14 protein-coding genes are annotated in these 19,611 nt (G+C 66.9%); 4 read left to right on the top strand and 10 right to left on the bottom strand.

Annotated features, from left to right (window positions below; translation table 11 throughout):
• Positions 1–22 precede the first annotated feature (22 nt).
• Complete coding sequence (locus IPF36_RS08945; protein ID WP_195427811.1) at positions 23–1,699, bottom strand: GMC family oxidoreductase; 1,677 nt, start codon at positions 1,697–1,699, stop codon at positions 23–25.
• 184 nt (positions 1,700–1,883) lie between these two features.
• Here IPF36_RS08945 and IPF36_RS08940 point away from each other — a divergent pair, with 184 nt between their 5' ends.
• Complete coding sequence (locus IPF36_RS08940; protein ID WP_133094532.1) at positions 1,884–2,594, top strand: GntR family transcriptional regulator; 711 nt, start codon at positions 1,884–1,886, stop codon at positions 2,592–2,594.
• 598 nt (positions 2,595–3,192) lie between these two features.
• Here IPF36_RS08940 and IPF36_RS08935 read toward each other — a convergent pair.
• The 4 genes from IPF36_RS08935 to IPF36_RS08920 form a co-directional block, all read right to left on the bottom strand.
• Positions 3,193–3,717: a host attachment protein gene (locus tag IPF36_RS08935; protein WP_133094533.1), complete on the bottom strand. Its 525-nt coding sequence runs from the start codon at positions 3,715–3,717 to the stop codon at positions 3,193–3,195.
• 166 nt (positions 3,718–3,883) lie between these two features.
• Positions 3,884–4,804 (bottom strand): arginase, encoded by a 921-nt coding sequence (gene rocF, locus IPF36_RS08930; RefSeq protein ID WP_195427810.1) that lies wholly within the window; start codon positions 4,802–4,804, stop codon positions 3,884–3,886.
• A 56-nt stretch (positions 4,805–4,860) separates the two neighbouring features.
• A complete protein-coding gene (locus IPF36_RS08925; protein ID WP_195427809.1) occupies positions 4,861–6,420 on the bottom strand; it encodes a sulfatase-like hydrolase/transferase in 1,560 nt (519 codons plus the stop codon).
• Between the two features lie 19 nt (positions 6,421–6,439).
• Positions 6,440–7,417: a Bug family tripartite tricarboxylate transporter substrate binding protein gene (locus tag IPF36_RS08920; RefSeq protein WP_195427808.1), complete on the bottom strand. Its 978-nt coding sequence runs from the start codon at positions 7,415–7,417 to the stop codon at positions 6,440–6,442.
• 93 nt (positions 7,418–7,510) lie between these two features.
• On the opposite strand from IPF36_RS08920, the gene IPF36_RS08915 reads away from it, so the two are divergent.
• Together IPF36_RS08915 and IPF36_RS08910 are read left to right on the top strand one after the other, a co-directional pair.
• On the top strand, positions 7,511–8,062 hold the full coding sequence (locus tag IPF36_RS08915; RefSeq protein WP_195427807.1) for a MarR family winged helix-turn-helix transcriptional regulator: 552 nt from the start codon (positions 7,511–7,513) through the stop codon (positions 8,060–8,062).
• Between the two features lie 97 nt (positions 8,063–8,159).
• Positions 8,160–9,641 carry a sorbosone dehydrogenase family protein gene (locus tag IPF36_RS08910; protein ID WP_135702819.1) on the top strand — a complete coding sequence of 494 codons (1,482 nt, stop codon included), beginning with the start codon at positions 8,160–8,162 and terminating at the stop codon, positions 9,639–9,641.
• Between the two features lie 78 nt (positions 9,642–9,719).
• On the opposite strand, the gene IPF36_RS08905 is transcribed toward IPF36_RS08910, so the two are convergent.
• Together IPF36_RS08905 and IPF36_RS08900 are read right to left on the bottom strand one after the other, a co-directional pair.
• On the bottom strand, positions 9,720–11,063 hold the full coding sequence (locus tag IPF36_RS08905) for a nucleobase:cation symporter-2 family protein (RefSeq protein WP_195427806.1): 1,344 nt from the start codon (positions 11,061–11,063) through the stop codon (positions 9,720–9,722).
• A 539-nt stretch (positions 11,064–11,602) separates the two neighbouring features.
• Positions 11,603–13,666: a cytochrome-c peroxidase gene (locus IPF36_RS08900; RefSeq protein WP_240745809.1), complete on the bottom strand. Its 2,064-nt coding sequence runs from the start codon at positions 13,664–13,666 to the stop codon at positions 11,603–11,605.
• Between the two features lie 493 nt (positions 13,667–14,159).
• On the opposite strand from IPF36_RS08900, the gene IPF36_RS08895 reads away from it, so the two are divergent.
• Entirely contained in the window at positions 14,160–15,131 is a 972-nt protein-coding gene (locus tag IPF36_RS08895; protein ID WP_135702818.1) for a tripartite tricarboxylate transporter substrate binding protein, read from the top strand.
• A 319-nt stretch (positions 15,132–15,450) separates the two neighbouring features.
• On the opposite strand, the gene IPF36_RS08890 is transcribed toward IPF36_RS08895, so the two are convergent.
• Genes IPF36_RS08890 through zwf form a run of 3 tightly spaced genes read right to left on the bottom strand, consistent with a single transcriptional unit; the run spans position 15,451 to position 19,581 of the window.
• The gene (locus IPF36_RS08890) at positions 15,451–16,410 is read right to left on the bottom strand and encodes a carbohydrate kinase (protein WP_135702816.1); all 960 of its coding nucleotides are present in this window, start codon (positions 16,408–16,410) and stop codon (positions 15,451–15,453) included.
• Between the two features lie 22 nt (positions 16,411–16,432).
• Positions 16,433–18,091, bottom strand: coding sequence for a glucose-6-phosphate isomerase (pgi, locus tag IPF36_RS08885; protein ID WP_195427805.1), 1,659 nt, complete (start codon positions 18,089–18,091; stop codon positions 16,433–16,435).
• Positions 18,092–18,102: 11 nt separating this feature from the next.
• Positions 18,103–19,581, bottom strand: coding sequence for a glucose-6-phosphate dehydrogenase (gene zwf / locus IPF36_RS08880; RefSeq protein ID WP_195427804.1), 1,479 nt, complete (start codon positions 19,579–19,581; stop codon positions 18,103–18,105).
• Positions 19,582–19,611: the final 30 nt, after the last annotated feature.

Genomic DNA, 19,611 nt, shown 5'->3' with positions numbered 1-19,611 from the left:
CCAGCCAGGCGGCGAGGGGTTTTCAGCGGGCCGAGGCCTTGATCAGGTCCGCAGCCTTTTCGCCGATCATGATCGTCGGCGCGTTGGTATTGCCGCCGACCAGCGTCGGCATCACCGAGGCATCGGCAACGCGCAGCCCGTCGATGCCGCGCACGCGCAACTCGGGATCGACGACCGCCATGTCGTCGATCCCCATCCTGCAGGTGCCGACCGGGTGGTAGACGGTGTCCGCGTGCGTGCGGATGAAATGGCGGATGGCCTCTTCGTTGCTGTTGTCCGGGCCGAAATCGTCGGTCAGCAGCTCACGGCCCCCGTATTGCGCCAGCGCCGGCTGGGCGAAGATGCGGCGGATGGCGCGCACGCCGGCCACCATGCCGGCCATGTCCTCCTGCGCCGACAGGAAGCGTGGGTCGATCAGCGGCGCGTCGCGCATGTCCGCGCTGCGCAGGCGCACGTGGCCGCGGCTCTTCGGTCGCAGCACGCAGGCATGGCACGAATAGCCGTGGCCGAGCTTGCTGCGCTTGTCCATGTTGCGGTTGCCGACCAGCGCGACCACGAACACCAGTTGCACATCAGGGATGGAAAGCTCGGGACGGCTGCGGAAAAACGCGCCGGCCTCGGCAAAGTTGGACGTGACCATGCCGGTGCGGTGGCGCCGGTAGCGCATGACCTCGCCCGCCATGCGCAGCAGCCCGCCTGCGGTCTGCCCGAACAGGTCGGTCGAATGCAGTTGCTTGTTGACGATGATGTCGAGGTGGTCCTGCAGGTTTTCGCCCACGCCGGGCAGGTCGTGGACCACGTCGATGCCAAGGCCGCGCAGCTGTGCCGCCGGGCCGACGCCCGAAGCCATCAGCAACTGCGGCGAGTTGAAGGCACCCGTGCTGAGCACGATCTCGCGCCGCGCGCGCAGCACCTGCTTCTCGCCGTCGCGCACGATCTCCACGCCGGTGGCGCGCCGGCCCTCGAACAGGATCCGCAGCGCCTGCGCGTCGGTCAACACCGACAGGCCGCTGCGTCCGCCGTTGAAGGCCTTGTCCGCGGCATCGCCGCGATGCAGGTAGGCGCGCGCCGTGTTCCAGCGCTCGCCGTTGCGCTGCGTTACCTGGTACAGGCCGGCACCTTCCTGCGTTAGTCCGTTGAAATCGGCATTGGGCGCCATGCCGGCCTGCAGCGACGCTTCGACAAAGCGCCGCGAGAACGGATTGGGCGAGCGCAGGTCGCTGACATGCAGCGGACCGTCGCTGCCGTGCAGCGGATCACTGGCCAGCCTGGCGTTGTGCTCACTGCGGCGGAAGTAGGGCAGCACGTCGTCGAAGCCCCAGCCCTTGCAACCCAGAGCTGCCCATTCATCGTAGTCATTGCGATGGCCGCGCACGTAGAGCATGCCGTTGATCGAAGAGCTGCCGCCCAGCCCGCGCCCTCGCGGCTGGTAAGAGCGCCGGCCGTTCAGCCCGGCCTGTGGTTCAGTGTAGTACGCATAGTTGCGCGGCCCGGCCTTGGGAACGGTGTGGGCAAAGCCGATGGGCGCCCAGACCGAGAAGTGGTGGTCATGCGGCCCTGCCTCGAGCAGCGCCACGGTTGCGCCACGGTCTTCGGCCAGCCTTGCGGCCACGGCGCAGCCCGCCGAACCCGCGCCGATCACGATGTAGTCAAAGTCCGCCGTCGCGCGCGCGGCGCCTGGTGTTGCGTGGGTATGCAATTGCGTGTCTCCTGAGTCGCCGGCATGCAAGGTGGGTTGGGGAATGTCGGGGGCGCTGGCATGCGCTGGCGATGCGATACTGCCATTACCTGTTATAACAGGTCAACGAGTTTACGGCCTGACCTGTCATGATAGGTATAATCCCTGATCCCCGCATCGGAGCCGCCGCCAGGCGGAACACAACGTGGCGCTGCCAAGATTCAAGGAAATCGAGAACGAGATCCGGGAGCGGATCGTCCGCAACCAGCTGGGTCCGGGCGCAAAGCTGCCGTCGGAGGCCGAGCTGATGACGGAATTTGCCGTAAGCCGGATCACCGTGCGCCAGGCGTTGTCTGGCCTGCACAATGCCGGGCTGATCGAAAAGGTCAACGGCAAGGGCAGCTTCGTCACGCGCCCGGCCGACACACCAAGCCTCGGTGCGCTGACCGGTTTCTACGAGACCGCCCGTGCGCGCGGCCAGCTGGCGTATGGCAAGCTCGCCTCGGTCAAGCTGGTCCGCGCGCCGGCGTTCGTGACCAGCGTGCTCGACCTGGAACCCGCGGAGAAAGTGTTGAGCGTGTCGACCGTGCGCTTCTGGGACGATGCGCCGGTGGCGTATTTCACGCTGCTTGGGCGCGAGCCGCTGATGCGGCGGCTGGTGCAGGAAGACCTGGAGACCAATGACGCCATGTCGGTGCTTGAGAGCCGGCTCGGCTACCGCTTCAAGGAGTCGACGATGGAGGCGAGCGCGGTAGCCGCGCCGGCCGAAGTGGCCAGGCGGCTGGGCGTCGCCGAGGGCGAGCCGCTGTTGCGGCTGCGTTGCACGCCGTACGACATCAACGGCACGCCGCTGCTCTGCGCCGAACTGGTGTTCCGGCCGGACCGCTACGCGTACAAATGGACGCTCAGGCGCTAGGTTCGTTTTTCTGTAAACGCTGAACTAAACCACCGGGGGCGCGCGGTAAGTTTTACGCGCGCCGCGCACTTCTTACTGCAGCAAGCCCGCAGTGTTGTCCTTTCCCGCCGTTGGTCCGGCAACGGCAGCGCATTGCCGGCATCGCTGCGGACTACTGGTACGTCAGTTGCGTGATGACGCAGCGGAGCGGCGATTTCTGCGCGCTCGCCGGCCGGTCCTGCATCGATGCAAGGCCCGGTCGCAACCTGCAAGACGGAGGACCACATGAAAACGACGCTACGCATTGGCACTGCATTACTCGCCTCGCTCGGTATCCTGGCTGGATGCACTGCCACCGGCAGCACCAGCGGATCAGGATCGTTGTCGGGTTCCGGCTCGGTGTCTGAGCAGCAACGCAGCCGCAGCGGCTATGGCTCGCCGAGTTCCAGCACTTCCACCGGCACGTCCGGCGCAACCAGCACCACCAGCCCTGCCGGCACCTCCAGCGGCTCCAGCGGCGCGACCAGCGGCTCGGGCACGGCGCGCTGACACGCCCGCACATCTCTCGCGGCCGCCCGCAAGCATATGGGCGGCCGCCTTTCTTTCGAGCCTGCCGTCGTCAGCGATCCCTTCCTGTATTCACGCGCTCGTCACGGCGCGCGGGCACCACGCCCTCGTCGGCCAGCCGCTGCTGCAGGTCGTTGTTGGGCACGTGGATAAAGTCCTTGTCGATTTCGCGCGTCACCACGTCGGCGACGGCAGCAGGCAGGGTCTTGCGCAGCAGCCCCAGGAAGCGCGGCGCCGCGATCAGCACGAGTTCTTCATAGCGCTGCTTGTTGCGCGCGTCCGCCAGGAAATCCGCGACCCGATGCGCAAACAGCTGCGCTTCCTGGTGCAGTTCGTCCTCGCCCGCGGACGACGTAACCGTGGACGGGCCGACCTGGTGTGCGCCGGGATGACCGGCATCGCCCTGCGAGGCGGCGTGGCCACGCCGGCCGTAGGCATCGCGGCGCAGGTCGGCGCGGTCGGCGTGCGCGGCGGCATCGGTAATTTCTTCGACCACCGCCAGCGGGGCGGCGTCTGCATGCGAGGCAAAGACGCGGGCGACGGATTCGTCCGCCACCAGGATCCAGATGTTCTTCATGATCGCTCCGGTTGCCGGCCCGAACGGTGGGCCTGATTACCGGTGTTGCAAGGGGTACGCCACCCGCCGGCGGCGCGCGGCTGCGCCGGTTCGCGCGCCTCGCGGGCGTCCGGGTGCCGCATGCGGCATGGCATTGCAGTATCGACAGGCACGCCGTGCAACTTTTTCAGGCGGGCGGCGGACGCCACAGCGTCGATTTCCCGAACAGGCTTTCCACCAGGTCCACGGCCAGTTGGCCGGTCTGGTTGCGCACGTCGCAGGCCGGGTTCAGCTCCATCACGTCGAGCGATGCCAGGCGGCCGGTATCGGCGATCATTTCCATGCAGAGCTGGGTCTCGCGGTAGGTCGGTCCGCCCGGCACGGTGGTGCCCACGCCAGGCGCAATCACGCAGTCGAGAAAATCGACGTCGAAGCTGACGTGCAGGTGGGTCTGCGCGTCGATGCCGGCCAGCGCCTGTTGCATGGTGTAGCGCATGCCGTTCTCGTCGATGTAGCGCATGTCGTACACCGCCAGCTGCAGTTCGTGCAGGCGATGCTTCTCCTCTGCATCGACGCTGCGGATGCCGATCTGGCGGATCGCGCTGCGCTCCACCGCCGGCGCCGGCCCGGCCAGCGTGGTCAGCGGCGCGGGGCCGTGCCCGCACAGGCAGGCCACCGGCATGCCGTGCATGTTGCCGGTGGGCGTGGTGGTGCCGATATTGGCGTCGGCGTGCGCATCGAGCCACAGCACCATCAGGGTCTTGCCGGTGTCGCGGCAATGGCGCGCCGCGGCGCTGATCGAGCCGATCGCCAGGCAATGGTCGCCGCCCATCAGCAGCGGCAGCCGGCCTGCCTGCAGCGTGCCGAGGCAGGCGTCATAGACGGCGCGGTTCCACGCCACGACTTCGTCGAGGTGGCGCATGCCATCCTGCGGCGGCTGCCACGGATTGGCGGGGCCGCCCAGGTTGCCGGCGTCCTCGACCAGCAGGTTGTTGCGTGCCAGCGCCTGCGCCAGGCCGGCGACGCGCAGCGCCTCGGGGCCCATCGAGCAGCCGCGCGTGCCGGCCCCGACGTCGGTGGGGGCGCCAATCAGCGTGACAGGTTTCATGGCGGGTGCGGTGAGTGCGGACGCCCCTGGGTTTGCAGGTTCCGTACCCGCCGCGTTCACCACACGCCGAAGAATACGCCGGCCTGCTTGTACACGTTGGTTTTGGCCGCGACTTCCTCGTTGGTCACGGTCACGCGCGGCTTGAGCGTGCAGAACCAGTCCAGCAGCCGCAGCCGCATGGCGTTGCGCACGGCTTCATGGCCGGGGTCGGCGCCCAGGTCGAAGTACTCGTCCGGATCGCTTTCCAGGTCGAACAGCTGTGGCCGGAAGCCCTGCCAGTGGACGTATTTCCAGCGCGCGTCGCGCACCATCCAGGCGCGGCATTCGCCCGGGTGGCGGCCGAGCGCGACCCGTGCGCCGCGGTAGGCGTAGTCGAGTTCGGAAACGACGAAATCACGCCATGGCCCCGCATCGCGCGAGCGGGTCAGGTCCAGCAGCGAGCGGCCTTCGATGCGATGGCCGGCCGGAGGCAGTCCCAGCGCGTCGAGCACCGTCGGCACCACGTCGACCGCCGACACCATGTCCTGCGGCGCGCTGCCGCGGGTGGCATCGGCCTCGGGCGAGGGGTCGTAGACGATCAGCGGCACGTTCTGCACGGTGTCGTAGAACTGCTCCTTCTCGCCCAGCCAGTGGTCGCCGAGGAAGTCGCCATGGTCGGCGGTAAAGACAATGAGCGTGTCCTGCCAGCGGCCAAGGCGTTCCAGCTGGTCCCACAGCAGGCCGAGGCGGTCGTCGATCTGCTGGATCAGGCCCTGGTAGGCGGGACGCACCGTATCCGACACTTCCTGGCGCATGAAGTTGGCGCATTCCTCCTGCGTGCGGTACGCCGACAGCACCGGATGCGGGTCTTCCAGCTCTGCGGCGTGGCGGCGCAGCCGCAGGCAGTCGTCGAGCTTGTAGGCGGCGTGATAGGGCGCGGGCGCGAGGTAGGGCCAGTGCGGCTTGACCAGCGACAGGTGCAGCACCCACGGCTCGTCGCCGCGCGCGCCGATGTACTGCATGGCCTGGTCGACGGTGTACGCCGTCTCGGAATGCGGCTCGGCCACGCGCGCGGGCAGGCCCGCGTTGCGCATGTGCCAGCCGGAAACGATCTCGCCTTGCGCGTTCTCGGCGCTGATGACGTAGTCGGTCCACGGGTCGGCGCTGTCGTAGCCTTGCCGCCGCAGCCAGTCGGCATAGGCGCCGCGCGGCTCGGCATGATGGCCGTCGTGGCGGTCGACCTCGGTGAAATAGCCGCTGCGCAGCAGCGTCTCCAGCTCGGTACCGCCGTCCAGGTGCAGGCGCCTGAGGTTGGCGTTGTCGGGCATGACGTGGGTCTTGCCCGCCAGCGCCAGCGCGAGGCCGCTGTCCTTCAGGTACTCGCCCAGCGTGATTTCGCCCACCGGCAGCGGTACGCGGTTCCAGGTGGCGCCGTGGCTGCTGACATAGCGGCCGGTGTAGAAGCTCATGCGGCTGGGGCCGCAGACGCCGGAGGTGACGAAGGCGCTGTCGAAACGCACGCCGCGCGCGGCCAGCGCGTCGATATTGCGCGTGCGCAGCGTGGGGTGCCCGTAGCAGCCCAGGTGGTCGCGGCGCAACTGGTCGCACATGATGAACAGGGTATTGCGGATCGGCATGGTGGCTCGCTGCGGCTTGTCAGTCGCCGGTATAGCCGGAGGCCTTCACCACCGGCGCCCACCTGGCGGCGTCTGCCTTCAGCACGCCGGCAAACGCGTCGGCCGTGCCGGTGGCCGGTTCGAGCCCCAGCTTCAGGAACTTGTCGCGCAAGTCGGGCGACTGCACCGCCTTGACGATGGCGGCGTTGAGCTTGTCCAGCACCGGCCGCGGCGTGCCGGCGGGCGCCAGCACGCCGTAGCGGCCTTCGCCCTCGATGCCCTTGTAGCCCAGTTCGGTGAAGGTCGGCACATCAGGCAGCGCCACCGAGCGCTGCATGCCGGAAGTGGCGAGCACGTGCACCTTGCCGGCGCGGTGCATCTCGGTCAGGTCGGCCAGCGTATCGACCGAGGCCGGCACCTGCCCGCCCACCAGCGCGCTCATCAGCGGCGCCGATCCGTTGAACGGCACGTGCAGCATCTCCACGCCGACCTGCTTGCCGATCATCAGCCCGAAGAAATGCGGGATGCTGCCCAGCGCCGGCGAGGCGTAGGAGTTGTTCTGCGGGCCCGCCTTGAGCCATGCTACGTAGTCCTTGAGCGAGCGCGCCGGGCTACCCGGGCCGGTGGCCAGTGCCAGCTGGAAGTTGGCGGCCTGCGCCACCGGGACAAAGTCGCGCTGGATGTCGTAGTTGAGCTTGCGGTAGACCAGCGGCGCGATCGTCATCACGGCCGAATTGGCCACCACCAGCGTATGGCCGTCGGCAGGCTGCGTGCGGGCATAGTCCATCACCAGCCGGCCGCCTGCGCCCGGCTTGTTCTCCACCACCACGTTCTGGTTCAGGGTCTCGCGCAGCTTGTCGCCGACCAGGCGCGCGGCCAGGTCGGCGGTGCCGCCGGCGGGGTAGCCGACCAGGATGCGCAGCGGGCGCTCCGACTGCGCGCCGGCGGGCAGCGCCCAGGCGGCGGCAATGGCCGCCAGGCAGGCGGCAAGGCGGGGAAGGCAATTGCGGGGGCTCACGGTGTCTCCTCGGTCCGGATTGTCGTTTGGTATGGGTGGCACGCTAACACCCGTCGATATAATTGACAAAGTCAACTAATTCGCGGGTGTGGCATGGCACACGACGACGGCGGCGGCCGGCTGCAGCGGCCCAGGCGGCTGGGCGATTTCATCAACTACCGGGTCTATCACCTGAACCGCGTGGCGCTGGGGGCGGCGGGGCTTCATCTGCGCGCCACGGCCGGCGTGACGCGGCGCGAATGGCGCATGATCGCCTTCCTGGGCGAGCAGCCGGGTACCCGGCTGACCGAACTGGCGCAAAGTGCCGGCCTGGACAAGGTGCTTGCCAGCCGGGCCGTGCACGCGCTGGCCGAGCGCGGCCTGGTGCGGCGCGAGGCGCGTGCGCAGGACCGGCGCGCAGCCGCGTTCACCCTGACGGAAGAGGGCGAAGCGGTCTACCGCCGCGCCTTTGCCCAGGCGCGCGCCTTCAATCGCGAGCTGGCAGCATGCCTGAGCGCCGAGGAAGCGCGCGTGCTGTCGCGCTGCCTGGACAAGCTGCAGGCGCGGGCCGAAGCGATGATGGCAGAGGCGCAGGCCTTGCCGCAGCCGGAAGACGCGGCGCCGGCATGGGATCCGCTGCAGGTGTGGCGGAGCGACAGGGGGTGATAGGGGGTGATAGGGGGTAAGGGGTAGGGCTGGCTACGTTGCCCGCCATGGAGCGGTTCTTGCGTTGTATCTGGCGCCGGGGTGGCAGGAGCGCATCATGACAGTCTCAATACGATCTTCGCTGTGCCAATGGTTCCTTGCATGCTGCCTGGGTCTGGTGGCATGCGGTGGCGGCGACGGGGGCAGTTCCGGCAACGCCGGCGGTAGCGGTGGCAGCGGGCCGGGCGGCCCGGGGACGCTGTCGTTGACGGTAACCGGCCTGCCGTCCGGCACTCCGGCTTTGGTTACGGTGACTGGCCCGGGGCAATACCGCCAGGCCGTCGCCCAGTCGACTACCTTGTCCAATCTTGCCACCGGCACCTACACCGTCAGCGCCGCCGACGTGCTCGCCGGCACCAGCCAGTATCAGCCGCAGCCACCGGCCCAGTCGGTGACCGTCGGCGCTGGCGCGGGCGCCACGGCTAACGTCGTCTATGGCTCGCCACAGCCGGTGCGCCTGTCGCTGACGCAAGTGGCCGGCGGCCTGGCCGAGCCGATCTATCTCACCGCGCCCGCGGGCGACGCGCGTTTGTTCATCGTGGAGCGCGCCGGGCGCATCCGCGTCGTGCGCAACGGCACGCTGCTGGGCACGCCCTTCCTTAATATCGATGCGCTGACCACCACCGACGGCGAGCGCGGCCTGCTGTCAATGGCATTCGATCCCGGCTATGCCAGCAACGGCCGCTTCTACGTCTACTACACCGATAACAACGGCGCCATCACCATTGCGCGCTACCAGGTGTCGGCGGGCAATCCAGACGTTGCGGACACCGCAGGCACGATATTGCTGTCGATCCCGCACAGCAACTTCCAGAACCACAACGGCGGCCAGCTGGCGTTCGGCACGGACGGCATGCTCTATGTCGGCACCGGCGATGGCGGTGGTGGCGGAGATCCGTCAGGCAATGCGCAGAACCTCGGCGTGCTGCTCGGCAAATTGCTGCGCATCGATGTCAGCGGCGCATCGGGGCAGCCTTATGGCGTTCCCTCCGGCAACCCGTTTGCCGGCCAGAGCGGCAGGCGTGGCGAGATCTGGGCATACGGACTGCGCAATCCGTGGCGGTTCTCGTTCGATGCCGGTCTGCTGTATATCGCCGATGTCGGCCAGGGCCAGCGCGAGGAAGTCGACGTCGCGGCGGCCACCAGCGCCGGGCTGAACTACGGCTGGAACCGCATGGAGGGCACCGCGTGCGTGGGCGCCGCCACCTGCGATACGGCCGGACTGACGCTGCCGGTGTTCGAGTACGGCCATGAAGCCGGCGCCTGCGCCATCGTCGGCGGCTATGTGTACCGGGGCAATGCGCTGGCTGCGCTGCAAGGCCGCTATTTCTATTCGGACCTGTGCACGGGCAAGCTGTTGAGCTTTGTGTACCGCGACGGTGGTGCAGCCGAGCAGGTCGACTGGAATGTCACCATCCCCGGTAGCGTCTATTCCTTTGGCGTGGATGCCGGGCAGGCGCTGTATGTGCTGTCGGACACAGGAACTTCGGCGGCCAGTGGTGCGGTGTATCGGGTCGATGCGACCGTTGGCGGGCAGTAAGCCGCCCCTGGTCACACGGGTGGCCGGATCCGTGCCATACACGAATCCGGCCCGACCGCGTCTGCGCAGCGGTTGCGTTCAGGCCAGTTCGCCGGAAGGTTGCGCCCCTTCGTCGTGCTGCGCCTCCTCAGCATGTTCAGCCTTGCCGCCCGGCAGCATCAGGTTCAGCGTCACCGCCACCAGCGATCCAACCGAGATCCCCGAGCCGAATACTTCCTGCACAAACAGCGGCAGCCTGGACAGCAGCTCCGGGCGGAAGGTCACCGCCAGGCCGCAGCCGATCGACACGGCCACGATCAGCGTATTGCGCTGCGTGAACTCGATCCGGCTCAGCATGTTGATGCCGCCCGAGACGATCATCGCGAACATCATCAGGCCGGCGCCGCCGAGCACCGGCTGCGGAATCGTCACCACCAGTGCGCCCAGCACCGGAAACAGCCCGGCCAGCAGCAGCATCACGCCGGTCAGCGCCACCACGTGGCGGCTGGCAACGCCGGTCAGCGACACCACGCCGACGTTCTGCGCGAACGTGGACAGCGGCGGGCTCGAAATCAGTGCGGCAAAGGCGGAACCGAAGCCGTCGCACAGGATGCCGCGCGACAGCTTGTTGCCCGTGATCGGCGTCTGTGTGGCCGAGCCGAGCGCCATGAAGGTGCCGGTGGATTCCACCGTCGTCACCAGGTAGGCAATCGCCATTGCAACGATGCCCGACACCGGGAACGTCAACCCGAAGTGCAGCGGCTGCGGCAGCGCCAGCACCGGCGCATTTCGCATCTGCGTGAAATCGACCAGCCCCAGCGCCAGGCACAGCAGGTAGCCGCCCAGGATGCCGATCACGATGGCAGAGGCCGAGATCATGCCCTTGCCCCACTGCACCATCGCGATCACCAGCGCCAGCACGAAGGCCGCAATCGCCAGGTTGCCGACCGCGCCATACTGCGGGCTGCCGCGGCCACCGGCGGCCCAGTCCACCGCAACCGGGATCAGCGAAAGGCCGATCATGGTGACGACCACACTGGTGACGGTATGGGGAAACAGCTTGCGGATGGTCGGCATGAAATGGCTGCCGACGATCATCAGCAGCGAGCCGGCCAGGGCCGAGCCCAGGATGCCGGCCACGCCGTGCTCGGCGCCAACGCTGATGGCAGCGCCGACGAAGGAAAAGCTGGTGCCCATCACGCACGGCAGGCGGATGCCGACCGGCCCCACGCCCTTGCATTGAATAATGGTTACCACGCCCGAGCCGATCAGCGCGGCATTCACCAGCGCAATGATTTCCGCGGTCGGCAGCTTTAATGCTCCGCCGATCACCAGCGGCACCGCGATAATGCCGCCGAGGGCGGCGAGCAAATGCTGAAGCGCCAGCAGCACGGTAGTAATGCGCGGCGGACGGTCTTCCACCTTGAACAGCAAAGGTGCCATTCACGTCTCCTTTTTATGCGGGTGGATGTTTCCACCTTTTTCATTTTCCGGGCCGGTCGGCATATGCCGCCGGGAGGGGCAATGCGCGTGCAGCGAAGCATCGAGGCGGCTACGCGGCGCGCCCGGCATGCTATCCGGAAAGTAAATGAAAAATCAATCCATGTGATTATCAGGAAGCCGTGATGCTATTGGGGCGCGAGGTGGTGTATGTAGGCTTCGTCGGGAAATATTTTGTCGGCCGATAATAACGGAAGCTGGCCCTTGTTGAGGGGCGATGCGAGTCGTGAGTAAATACGACAGGCAATTCCTGCAGTCCGTCTTGTAAAGACGATAATCGGCACCGACATATATCTCCAGTGACAATGTCAGCACCGCTTCGTCGCAGCGCTGGTCATTGTCTTGCTGGATTGTCGTGCACTGGAATGGCGGTCACGCCACGACAGTTTGTGCCGACAATCATGCGGCGGCGGTACGCCGCCGCACGGGGGATCAGGGAGTCAGCGGGACCCGCGCTGCACGAATCGCCGCTGGCTCATCCACTAGCGCTGGAACGGATCGAGGTTGAGGAACGGCTTGAGGCCGCTGCTCGCGCCGCCCGCGCCCACCGCGCCAATGCACTCCGTGTTGTCTACGCCGTTCCCGGTGCTTCCGTCCTGCAGCAGGGCCCCGGAATCGCCGACCTTATGCCCTTGGGGGACGCACAGCGAGGGGTGGTCGAACGGCGCCTTGCGATAGCGAACGCGGTCATCACTCAGGGCTAGCAGGAAAGCCACCAGGTCTTGCTTGTCCGTCTCGCTCAGGCCGAGCGGCGTAATGCCCCGGTCCAGGTTAGCCCTGTTGACGTCCCCGAAATCGCCGCCACGGTTATAGAAGTCGACCACCTGCATCAGGGTAGATTTGCCGCCGTTATGGAAATAGGGGCCGGTAAACTCCAGGTTGCGCAGGCTTGGTGTCTTGAAGGCACCGTCAACCGCCACCCGCTGTTCAGTTCCGACTGTGGTTTCCTTGGTGGCATCGAAGCCGTTCCCCAGCAAATGGGTTTTGCCCTGCTGCGCCATCCGCGTTTCGGACAACGGATTGCCGAACTGGTCCAGCCCGCCTACGCCGAGATCTTCTGCGGTCGGTTGCACGCCGATGTTGTAGAAGCCATTGTCATAGACCGCTTCGAGCCCGTCACCCATCGGCATCCGCCTGAGCCGCTGCGCGGTCACGCTGGAGAATGAGGCGGCGGTCAGCTCAGCGCCCGAGTGACAGCGGCTGCAGCGACCTGTGCCGGTGAAGATCCTGGCGCCACGCAACTGCTGCTCATTCAGGGCCCCGGTCTGGCCATCGAGGTAGCGGTCGACCGGCGTATCGTTGGCAATCAAGGTGGACTCGTAAAGCTGAACGGCGAGGCCGAAGAAGAGCGCGAAGTTGGCTTCCATCTGGCTTACCTCGAACTTCCCGGTACTCCGCTTGACGTGGCGGGGCGACAAATCCATCGAGGCGAATTTCGCCTCATCCGTAGCCGACATCTTCAAGAGCGTCGGCGAATTCCAATACTGGGAGCGGAATGCCTTCTTGATCATCTCGGAGTAGGTCGGTACCTGATCCTTGTTGCGTAATATCACCAGGGGGCCAAGTACGCTGTCATCCGCCGCGATCGCCTGGCCTGACAAAGGACGCTGGCCGAGCAGCTTCTTGCCGAGTTTCATGAATGACCGTCCATTGCAACTCATCTCGACCGAGCTCAGGGGAGGGCCGCTACCTTGCGACGCCAGGGACGCGCCAGGGATTGCCAGCTTGACTTGCCTGAGGACGCCACCTTCACTTTTCCACACAAGGTCATATGGATTGCGCATGCCAAACGGGTCGCCGCCGTTGAACATGTTGTTGGCGCGCCCATCCCAGAAATTGCGGAAATTGAATACCGCGTTGATGACGGAAGGAGTATTGCGTCCGGTCACCTGCCGCGTGTTGATGCCGTTGATGTTGAATCCCGAGCCGCCGTGGAAGATGTCATCGGAAACATTGGCGCAGGCATCGCCCGTGCTGCCTGTGCCAAAGTCGATGAAGTTGGCCGTGAACACCCCCTGCGAGCCGGAAACCTCGTTGACGTTCGAGAGTTGCGGCTGCGGCTGGTTCACGTCCACATGCTTGGTGAACCCAAAGTCTTCCGGCTTGAAGGTGTAGTTGGGCCGCCCCAGCTGGAAGGTTCTATCGGTGCCGGGCGCACCTGAACCTGGAGAAAGCTGGTTCGTGATGCGGTTATCGACGCCGGCATGGAAGTGGCAGCTTGCGCAAGAGGTATTGTTGTCGCTGCCGACCTTCATGTCCCAGAACAGCGCCTTTCCGAGCTGGATGGCGGCCGCCTTGTCCTTGACGAACTCGTCCAGGACTTCGGCAGGCGGACCGGGAACCGTAACCGTCTTGAGCGAACGCAGACCCGCCAGTGGGTCTGTCACCTGGGCCTGCGGCGTGCGCGACGTTAGGCCTAGTGCGGCAGCCAGGATGGCAGCCGTGAGCATTGGCGTGGCTCGGCCACTACTGATGTTGTTGATCATATCTCCCCTCACCGTAGGCAATTGCACCCCATGAATTCGAGCGGCGTTGTCGTATTCCATGCGTCAACAGGCCGCCTCCCGCCAGCATTGCTGCCTGTCCCTCAGGAGTTGGCATGCAGCCTTGCAAGAGGGCCCGACGGGCCCTTTCGCTATTAATTTGTAGGGGCCGCAGGATGACCAATGGATCGGCTATGTGCGGTACCGCACATAGCCCTGTAACCCCGTCATGGGCTTTCGCCAGCTCGCTCGCGTGGCACGGTCATGTGCCGGAAAGCGTTGTCGCAAAAGGCGAGGCAGGGAGTTGGTTGTCGCTGCGCGACCGTTGTCGCGATCAGCGCGTAGGGATTCAAACTGGGAGTGGAAAGAGACACCCAGCTTGGAGCAGGGATGATTGGCAAGGTTTTTGCTTGGGCGGTTTCGCGAGGTGGTCAACGTCGTCCGCACATACCCTCAGTTGACGGTGAAATTCATGAACATAAAATATGATTTATTATCATGAATAACAGTAGGGCTGGCCCTGAACTGGCATAGCCCGCAAACCGGAGACAGCCCCATGACCGTCAACCTGCGCCGCCGCGCGCTGCTGTGTGCCGCCGTGCTGGGCACCCTGCCCACGCTGGCCTGGAGCGATACCTATCCCAGCAAGCCGATCCGCATGGTGGTGCCGTTCTCTCCTGGCGGCGCCACGGATGTGGTGGCGCGGCTGATCTCGCAGAAGCTGGGCGAGGCGCTGAAGCAGTCGGTGGTGGTGGAGAACCGTCCCGGCGCCAACGGCATCATCGGCACCGATATCGTTGCGCGCGCGGCGCCGGACGGCTACACGCTGCTGCTCAACACCGCCGGCGCGCAGACGCTCAGCCCGCTGTTGTACAAGGCAGGCTACGAGCCGCTGAAGAGCTTTGCGCCGATCTCGCTGATCAGCAATATCGGCTTCGTGATGGTGGTGCATCCGTCGGTGCCGGCCAGGACGGTGCAGGAGTTCGTGGCGCTGGCCAAGTCCAAGACCCGGCCGCTGAGCCTGTCGGCAGGCAGCAGCATGATCGAGCTGATCGGCGCGAGCTTCAAGGCAAGCGCGGGCATTCCCGATGTCGTCAGCGCTTCGTACAAGGGCACCGGCCCGCAGATGCAGGCGGTGGTGTCGGGCGAGGTAGACATGACCATCGATCCGTTCAACTCGATGGCGATGATCAAGGCGGGCAAGCTGCGTCCGCTGGCGGTGTTTGCCTCCAGGCGATCGCCGGCGCTGCCGCAGGTGCCGACCATGCAGGAGGCTGGCTTCGACGGCATGGCGTTCAACTCGTGGGCCGGCTTGCTGGCGCCGGCGGGGACGCCGAAGGAGATCGTCAACCGGCTGAACCAGGAGGTGACGCGCATCGTTGCGCTGCCGGAGATGAAGGAGAAGCTGGCGGCGATCGACTATGAGGCGGTCGGCAGCACGCCGGAGCAGTTCGCCACCACCATCGCCGAAGACACGGCCCGCTGGGCCCGCATCGTCAAGGAAACCAACTACAAGGCCGGTTCCTGACCAGCACGAAATCCATGCCGCAGATGGGTTGATCCGCTTCCGACGCAGACATTACACTGCGCCCCGTTCTGATAAACGGAGCTATCCGTGGACAGTTGTTCCAGTCATTCCCGCGGAAGGGGATCGTCCCGGGCCGCCATGGCGCGCTGAGCAACTGCAGTCTTGCGGCTGCAGGCGCGGCATCGCTGCCTGCAGTGGCTTCCATTGGCGACAACCCCATCGTTCCGGGCGGGCCTGCGCTTCTGGGTCGTGCGGGACCGGGTACAGGTCGATACCACCTATGGCAATGTGTTCGGCGGCGGGACCGGCGAGCGGTTTTTTACGATCGGGTTGCGGTTGTTGTTGTCGCCGGCGTTCTTGCCGTAGCGTTCATCAGGCCCTCGACTTCTTCGCGCGACGGCGGATACGCCCCGGCCCGCGTCGCTGCTACCGCCGCGGCTGCCGCAGCAAGTCGCGCCTGCGCCGCCAGATCGTGCGCGGCGCCCGACAGCACGCCGGCCATCCATCCGCCCATGGCAGCATCGCCGCAGCCGACCGTATCGGCGACTTCAACGCGCAAGGCCTGCTGTTCGACCCTGACATCGCCCTTGCACAGCGTCATGCCCTGCGCGCCGCGCGTCAGCATCACGGTGGCATCCGGCGCCATGGCGCGCACCTGTGCGAGTGCGGCACAGGTGTCGAGGCCGGGGAACAGCCCCGCCAGGTCTTCGTCGGAGATCTTGACGTAGCTGGCCAGGCGCAGCATATGCGCCAGCACCGCGGCGTAGCCAGGCGTGCGCATCAGGTCGCGGAAGTTGGGATCGAAGGCGATGCGCTTGCCGGCCTGCGCAGCCTGGGTGGCCTCTTCGCACAGCCGTGCGGCCAGCGGCTGGCGCACCAGGCTGATCGAGCCGAAATGCACGACTTCTGCCGCCTGGCGCCAGCCGGCGGGCAGCGCGGCGGCATCGAAGTGCAGGTCGGCGCTGTCGTCGCCGACAAAGAAATACTGCGGCGGATGGCGCGAGGCGACGAAGGCAAGGAAGGGCGAGTGCGGCACGCGCTGCAGGAAGCGCGTATCGAGCCCGGCCGCGGCGCTGGCGCGGGCGAGGTCGTCGCCGAACAGGTCCTGGCTGACGGCGCCGGCGAATGCGGTGGCAAGGCCCAGCCGCGCGCCGGCGCGCGCCACGTTCCAGCACGAGCCGCCAGGCAGGCCCAGCCAGCTGCCGTCGGGCTGGCGCACCATGTCAGTCAGGGCTTCGCCAAAGACGACATAGCGGGGCAGGGAGGTTGGCGTGGACATAAGGGTATCTCCGGCGGAAAGCTCAGGCCGCGGCGTCTTGCGGGGCGAGAGCGGCCTGCGCGCGGCGGATCAGCGCGGCGGTAGAGGCATCGTGCGGGGCCGCGGCCGCCGTGCCTTCCAGCTCGCGCTGGATCGGTGCGGCCAGCTTCTTGCCCAGTTCCACGCCCCACTGGTCGAAGGAATTGATCTGCCACAGCGCGCCCTGCACGAAGGTCCGGTGCTCGGCCAATGCGAGCAGCGCACCAAGGTGCCACGGATCCAGCCGCCGCAGCAGCAGCGTATTGCTGGGCCGGTTGCCTTCGAACACCATGTGGGGCACCAGGGCTTCATCGCTGACGCCTTCGGACCGCACTTCTTGCGCGGTGCGGCCGCGCAGCAGCGCCTCTCCCTGCGCGAAGCAGTTGGCCAGCAGCTTGGCATGGTGCCCGGGCAGGTCGCTGACCGGCTCCAGCGTGGCGATGAAGTCTACCGGAACCAGCTGCGAGCCCTGGTGCATCATCTGGAAATAGGCGTGCTGGCCGTTGGTGCCGGTCGTACCCCACACCACCGGGGCCGAGCCTGCCTGGATGCTGCCGCCGTCGAGGCGCACCGACTTGCCATTGCTTTCCATCTCCAGCTGCTGCAGGAAGGCGGGCAGCAGTTCCAGCGGTTCGCAGTAGGGGGCCACGCAGCGGCTGCCGGCGCCGAGGAAGCTGCGATACCAGACATCGAGCAGCCCCAGCAGCATCGGCAGGTTCCGCGCTGCAGGCGCGCTGGCGAAATGCAGGTCCATCGCGCGCGCGCCGTCGAGCAGTTCGCGGAAGCGCCCGAAGCCCACTGCCACGGCGATCGACAGGCCCACCGCCGACCACAGCGAAAAGCGTCCTCCCACCCAGTCCCAGAACGGGAACATGTTGGCCGGGTCGATGCCGAACGCGGCCACCGCGTCGCGGTTGGTCGAGACCGCCACGAAATGGCGCGCCAGGTCCGCGCGCGACGCACCCTGCTGCATGAACCAGTCGCGCGCGGTGCCTGCGTTGGCCATGGTTTCCAGCGTGGTGAAGGTCTTGGAGCAGACGATCACCAGCGTGGTGGCGGCGTCCAGCGGTGCCAGCGTGCGCGCCAGGTCGCTGCCGTCGACGTTGGCGACGAAATGCATGCGTGGCCCGGCGCTGTCGGCACTGTTCGCACTCTCGGCGCCCGCCAGCGCACGGCATACCATGCGCGGCCCCAGGTCAGAGCCGCCGATGCCGATATTGACCACATCGGTGATCGCGCGGCCGTCAAAGCCGGTCCAGGCACCGCCACGCACGGCATCGGCAAATCGTTCCATCTGGCCCAGCACCGTGGCGACGTCCGCGCCAACCGGCACGCCAAGCGCGCGGTAGCCGTCCTCGGGGTAAGCGCGCAGCGCGACATGCAGCGCGGCGCGGCGCTCGGTGGTATTGACCGGCTCGCCGGCGAACATGGCATCACGCCGCTCGCTGACGCGCGCCTGTGCCGCCAGCTCGAGCAGCAGTTGCAGCGTCTCGTCGGTGACCCGGTTCTTGGCGTAGTCGAGCGTCAGGCCGCAGGCCTCGGCGGTGAAGCGCTCGGCGCGCGCCACGCCATGCGGGCCGTCGAACCAGTCGCGCATATGGGTGTGGCGCATGGTCTCGGCATGCGCGCGCAGCGCTTGCCAGGCGGGGAGGGTGGTGGTCATGTCGATGGCTCCTACATTTCTTCGTGCCAGGCCTGGCCGTCGCGCGACAGCAGGGCGCTGGAGGCCGCCGGCCCCCAGGTGCCGGCGGTATATGGCTTGGGCGGCGCGGTGGTGTTCTCCCACGCCTGCAGGATCGGCGCGACCCAGCGCCAGGCCTGCACCTGCTCGTCGCGGCGCACGAACAGGCCCAGCCGGCCGCGGATCACGTCGAGCAGCAGCCGCTCATAGGCGCCCACGCGCCGCACGCGCGGCGCCGCGCTGTTCAGCTGCAGGTCGAGCGAAGCGGGCTGCAGCGCCTGCGTGTCGCCCGGCTGCTTGGTCAGGAAATAGAGGCGGATGCTTTCCTCCGGCTGCAGCGTGATCACCAGCCGGTTGCCGGCCATGGTGCCCAGCGGATGCGGGAACAGCGGGTACGGCACGTCGTGGAAATGGATCACGATCTCCGCCACGCGCGACTGCATGCGCTTGCCGGTACGCAGGTAGAACGGCACGCCGGCCCAGCGCCAGTTGGCGATTTCGGCGCGGATGGCGACGAAGGTTTCGGTGCGGCTGTCCGGGGCGATGCCCGGCTCGCTGGCGTAGCCTGGCACCGGGTTGCCCCCCGCGGCGCCACGGCAATACTGGCCGCGTACCACTTTCTCGGCCACGTCCTCGGTGCGGATCGGACGCAGCGCCTTCAGGATCTTGAGCTTCTCGTCGCGGATGGCGTCTTCGGACAGGCTGGTGGGCGGCTCCATCGCCACCATGCACAGCAGCTGCAGCAAGTGGTTCTGCACCATGTCGCGCAGCGCGCCGATGCCGTCGTAGAAGCCGCCGCGGCGCTCCACGCCCAGCTCCTCGGCAATGGTGATCTGTACCTGCCGTACCCATTCGCGCCGCCACAGCGGCTCGAACAACACGTTGCCGAAGCGCATCGCCATCAGGTTCTGCACCGACTCCTTGCCGAGGTAGTGGTCGATGCGGTAGATGCGGTCCTCGGCGAAATGCCGCGCCACTTCGGCATTGATGTCCTCGGACGATGCCAGGTCATGGCCGAGCGGCTTTTCCAGCACCACCCGGCTGCGCTCGCCGGCCAGCCCCACGCGCGCCAGCTGCGCGCAGATGGTGGCAAACAGGTGCGGCGCGGTCGCCAGGTAGCACACCACCACCGGCGCGGCGCGGGCGTTGACCAGTTCGGCCAGCGCGTCGAAGCCGGCATCGGCGTTGGCATCGACCTGCAGGTACACGATGCGCTCCAGGAAGCCTTGCCATGCCGCGGCGTTGCCGGCCAGCGCCGGCAGCACCTCGTCGTTGAGCATGGCCACGTAGGCGTCGTGCGACAGCGGCTGGCTGCCCAGCGCCAGGATGCGCCCGCGCGGGTGCAGCGCGCCGGCGGCGTGCGCATCGAACAGCGCCGGCAGCAGCTTGCGCCGCGCCAGGTCGCCGGTGGCGCCGAACAATACGAAGTCAAATTCGGGGGCGTGGATCGCGGCGGAAAGACTGTCAGGCATGTGGGGTAGAAACGGTGCGTTCGGCAAGAG

It is taken from the genome of Cupriavidus sp. IK-TO18 (genome assembly GCF_015549295.1).
Classification (GTDB): domain Bacteria; phylum Pseudomonadota; class Gammaproteobacteria; order Burkholderiales; family Burkholderiaceae; genus Cupriavidus; species Cupriavidus oxalaticus_A.
This window is presented reverse-complemented; position numbering and strand designations above follow the sequence as displayed.

Coding starts and splice junctions, on each gene's coding strand:
- IPF36_RS08935 (WP_133094533.1), bottom strand. CDS start 3,717: ATGAAGAACATCTGGATCCTGGTGGCGGACGAATCCGTCGCCCGCGTC.
- rocF (WP_195427810.1), bottom strand. CDS start 4,804: ATGAAACCTGTCACGCTGATTGGCGCCCCCACCGACGTCGGGGCCGGC.
- IPF36_RS08925 (WP_195427809.1), bottom strand. CDS start 6,420: ATGCCGATCCGCAATACCCTGTTCATCATGTGCGACCAGTTGCGCCGC.
- IPF36_RS08915 (WP_195427807.1), top strand. CDS start 7,511: ATGGCACACGACGACGGCGGCGGCCGGCTGCAGCGGCCCAGGCGGCTG.
- IPF36_RS08910 (WP_135702819.1), top strand. CDS start 8,160: ATGACAGTCTCAATACGATCTTCGCTGTGCCAATGGTTCCTTGCATGC.
- IPF36_RS08905 (WP_195427806.1), bottom strand. CDS start 11,063: ATGGCACCTTTGCTGTTCAAGGTGGAAGACCGTCCGCCGCGCATTACT.
- IPF36_RS08900 (WP_240745809.1), bottom strand. CDS start 13,666: ATGGAATACGACAACGCCGCTCGAATTCATGGGGTGCAATTGCCTACG.
- IPF36_RS08895 (WP_135702818.1), top strand. CDS start 14,160: ATGACCGTCAACCTGCGCCGCCGCGCGCTGCTGTGTGCCGCCGTGCTG.
- IPF36_RS08890 (WP_135702816.1), bottom strand. CDS start 16,410: ATGTCCACGCCAACCTCCCTGCCCCGCTATGTCGTCTTTGGCGAAGCC.
- pgi (WP_195427805.1), bottom strand. CDS start 18,091: ATGACCACCACCCTCCCCGCCTGGCAAGCGCTGCGCGCGCATGCCGAG.
- zwf (WP_195427804.1), bottom strand. CDS start 19,581: ATGCCTGACAGTCTTTCCGCCGCGATCCACGCCCCCGAATTTGACTTC.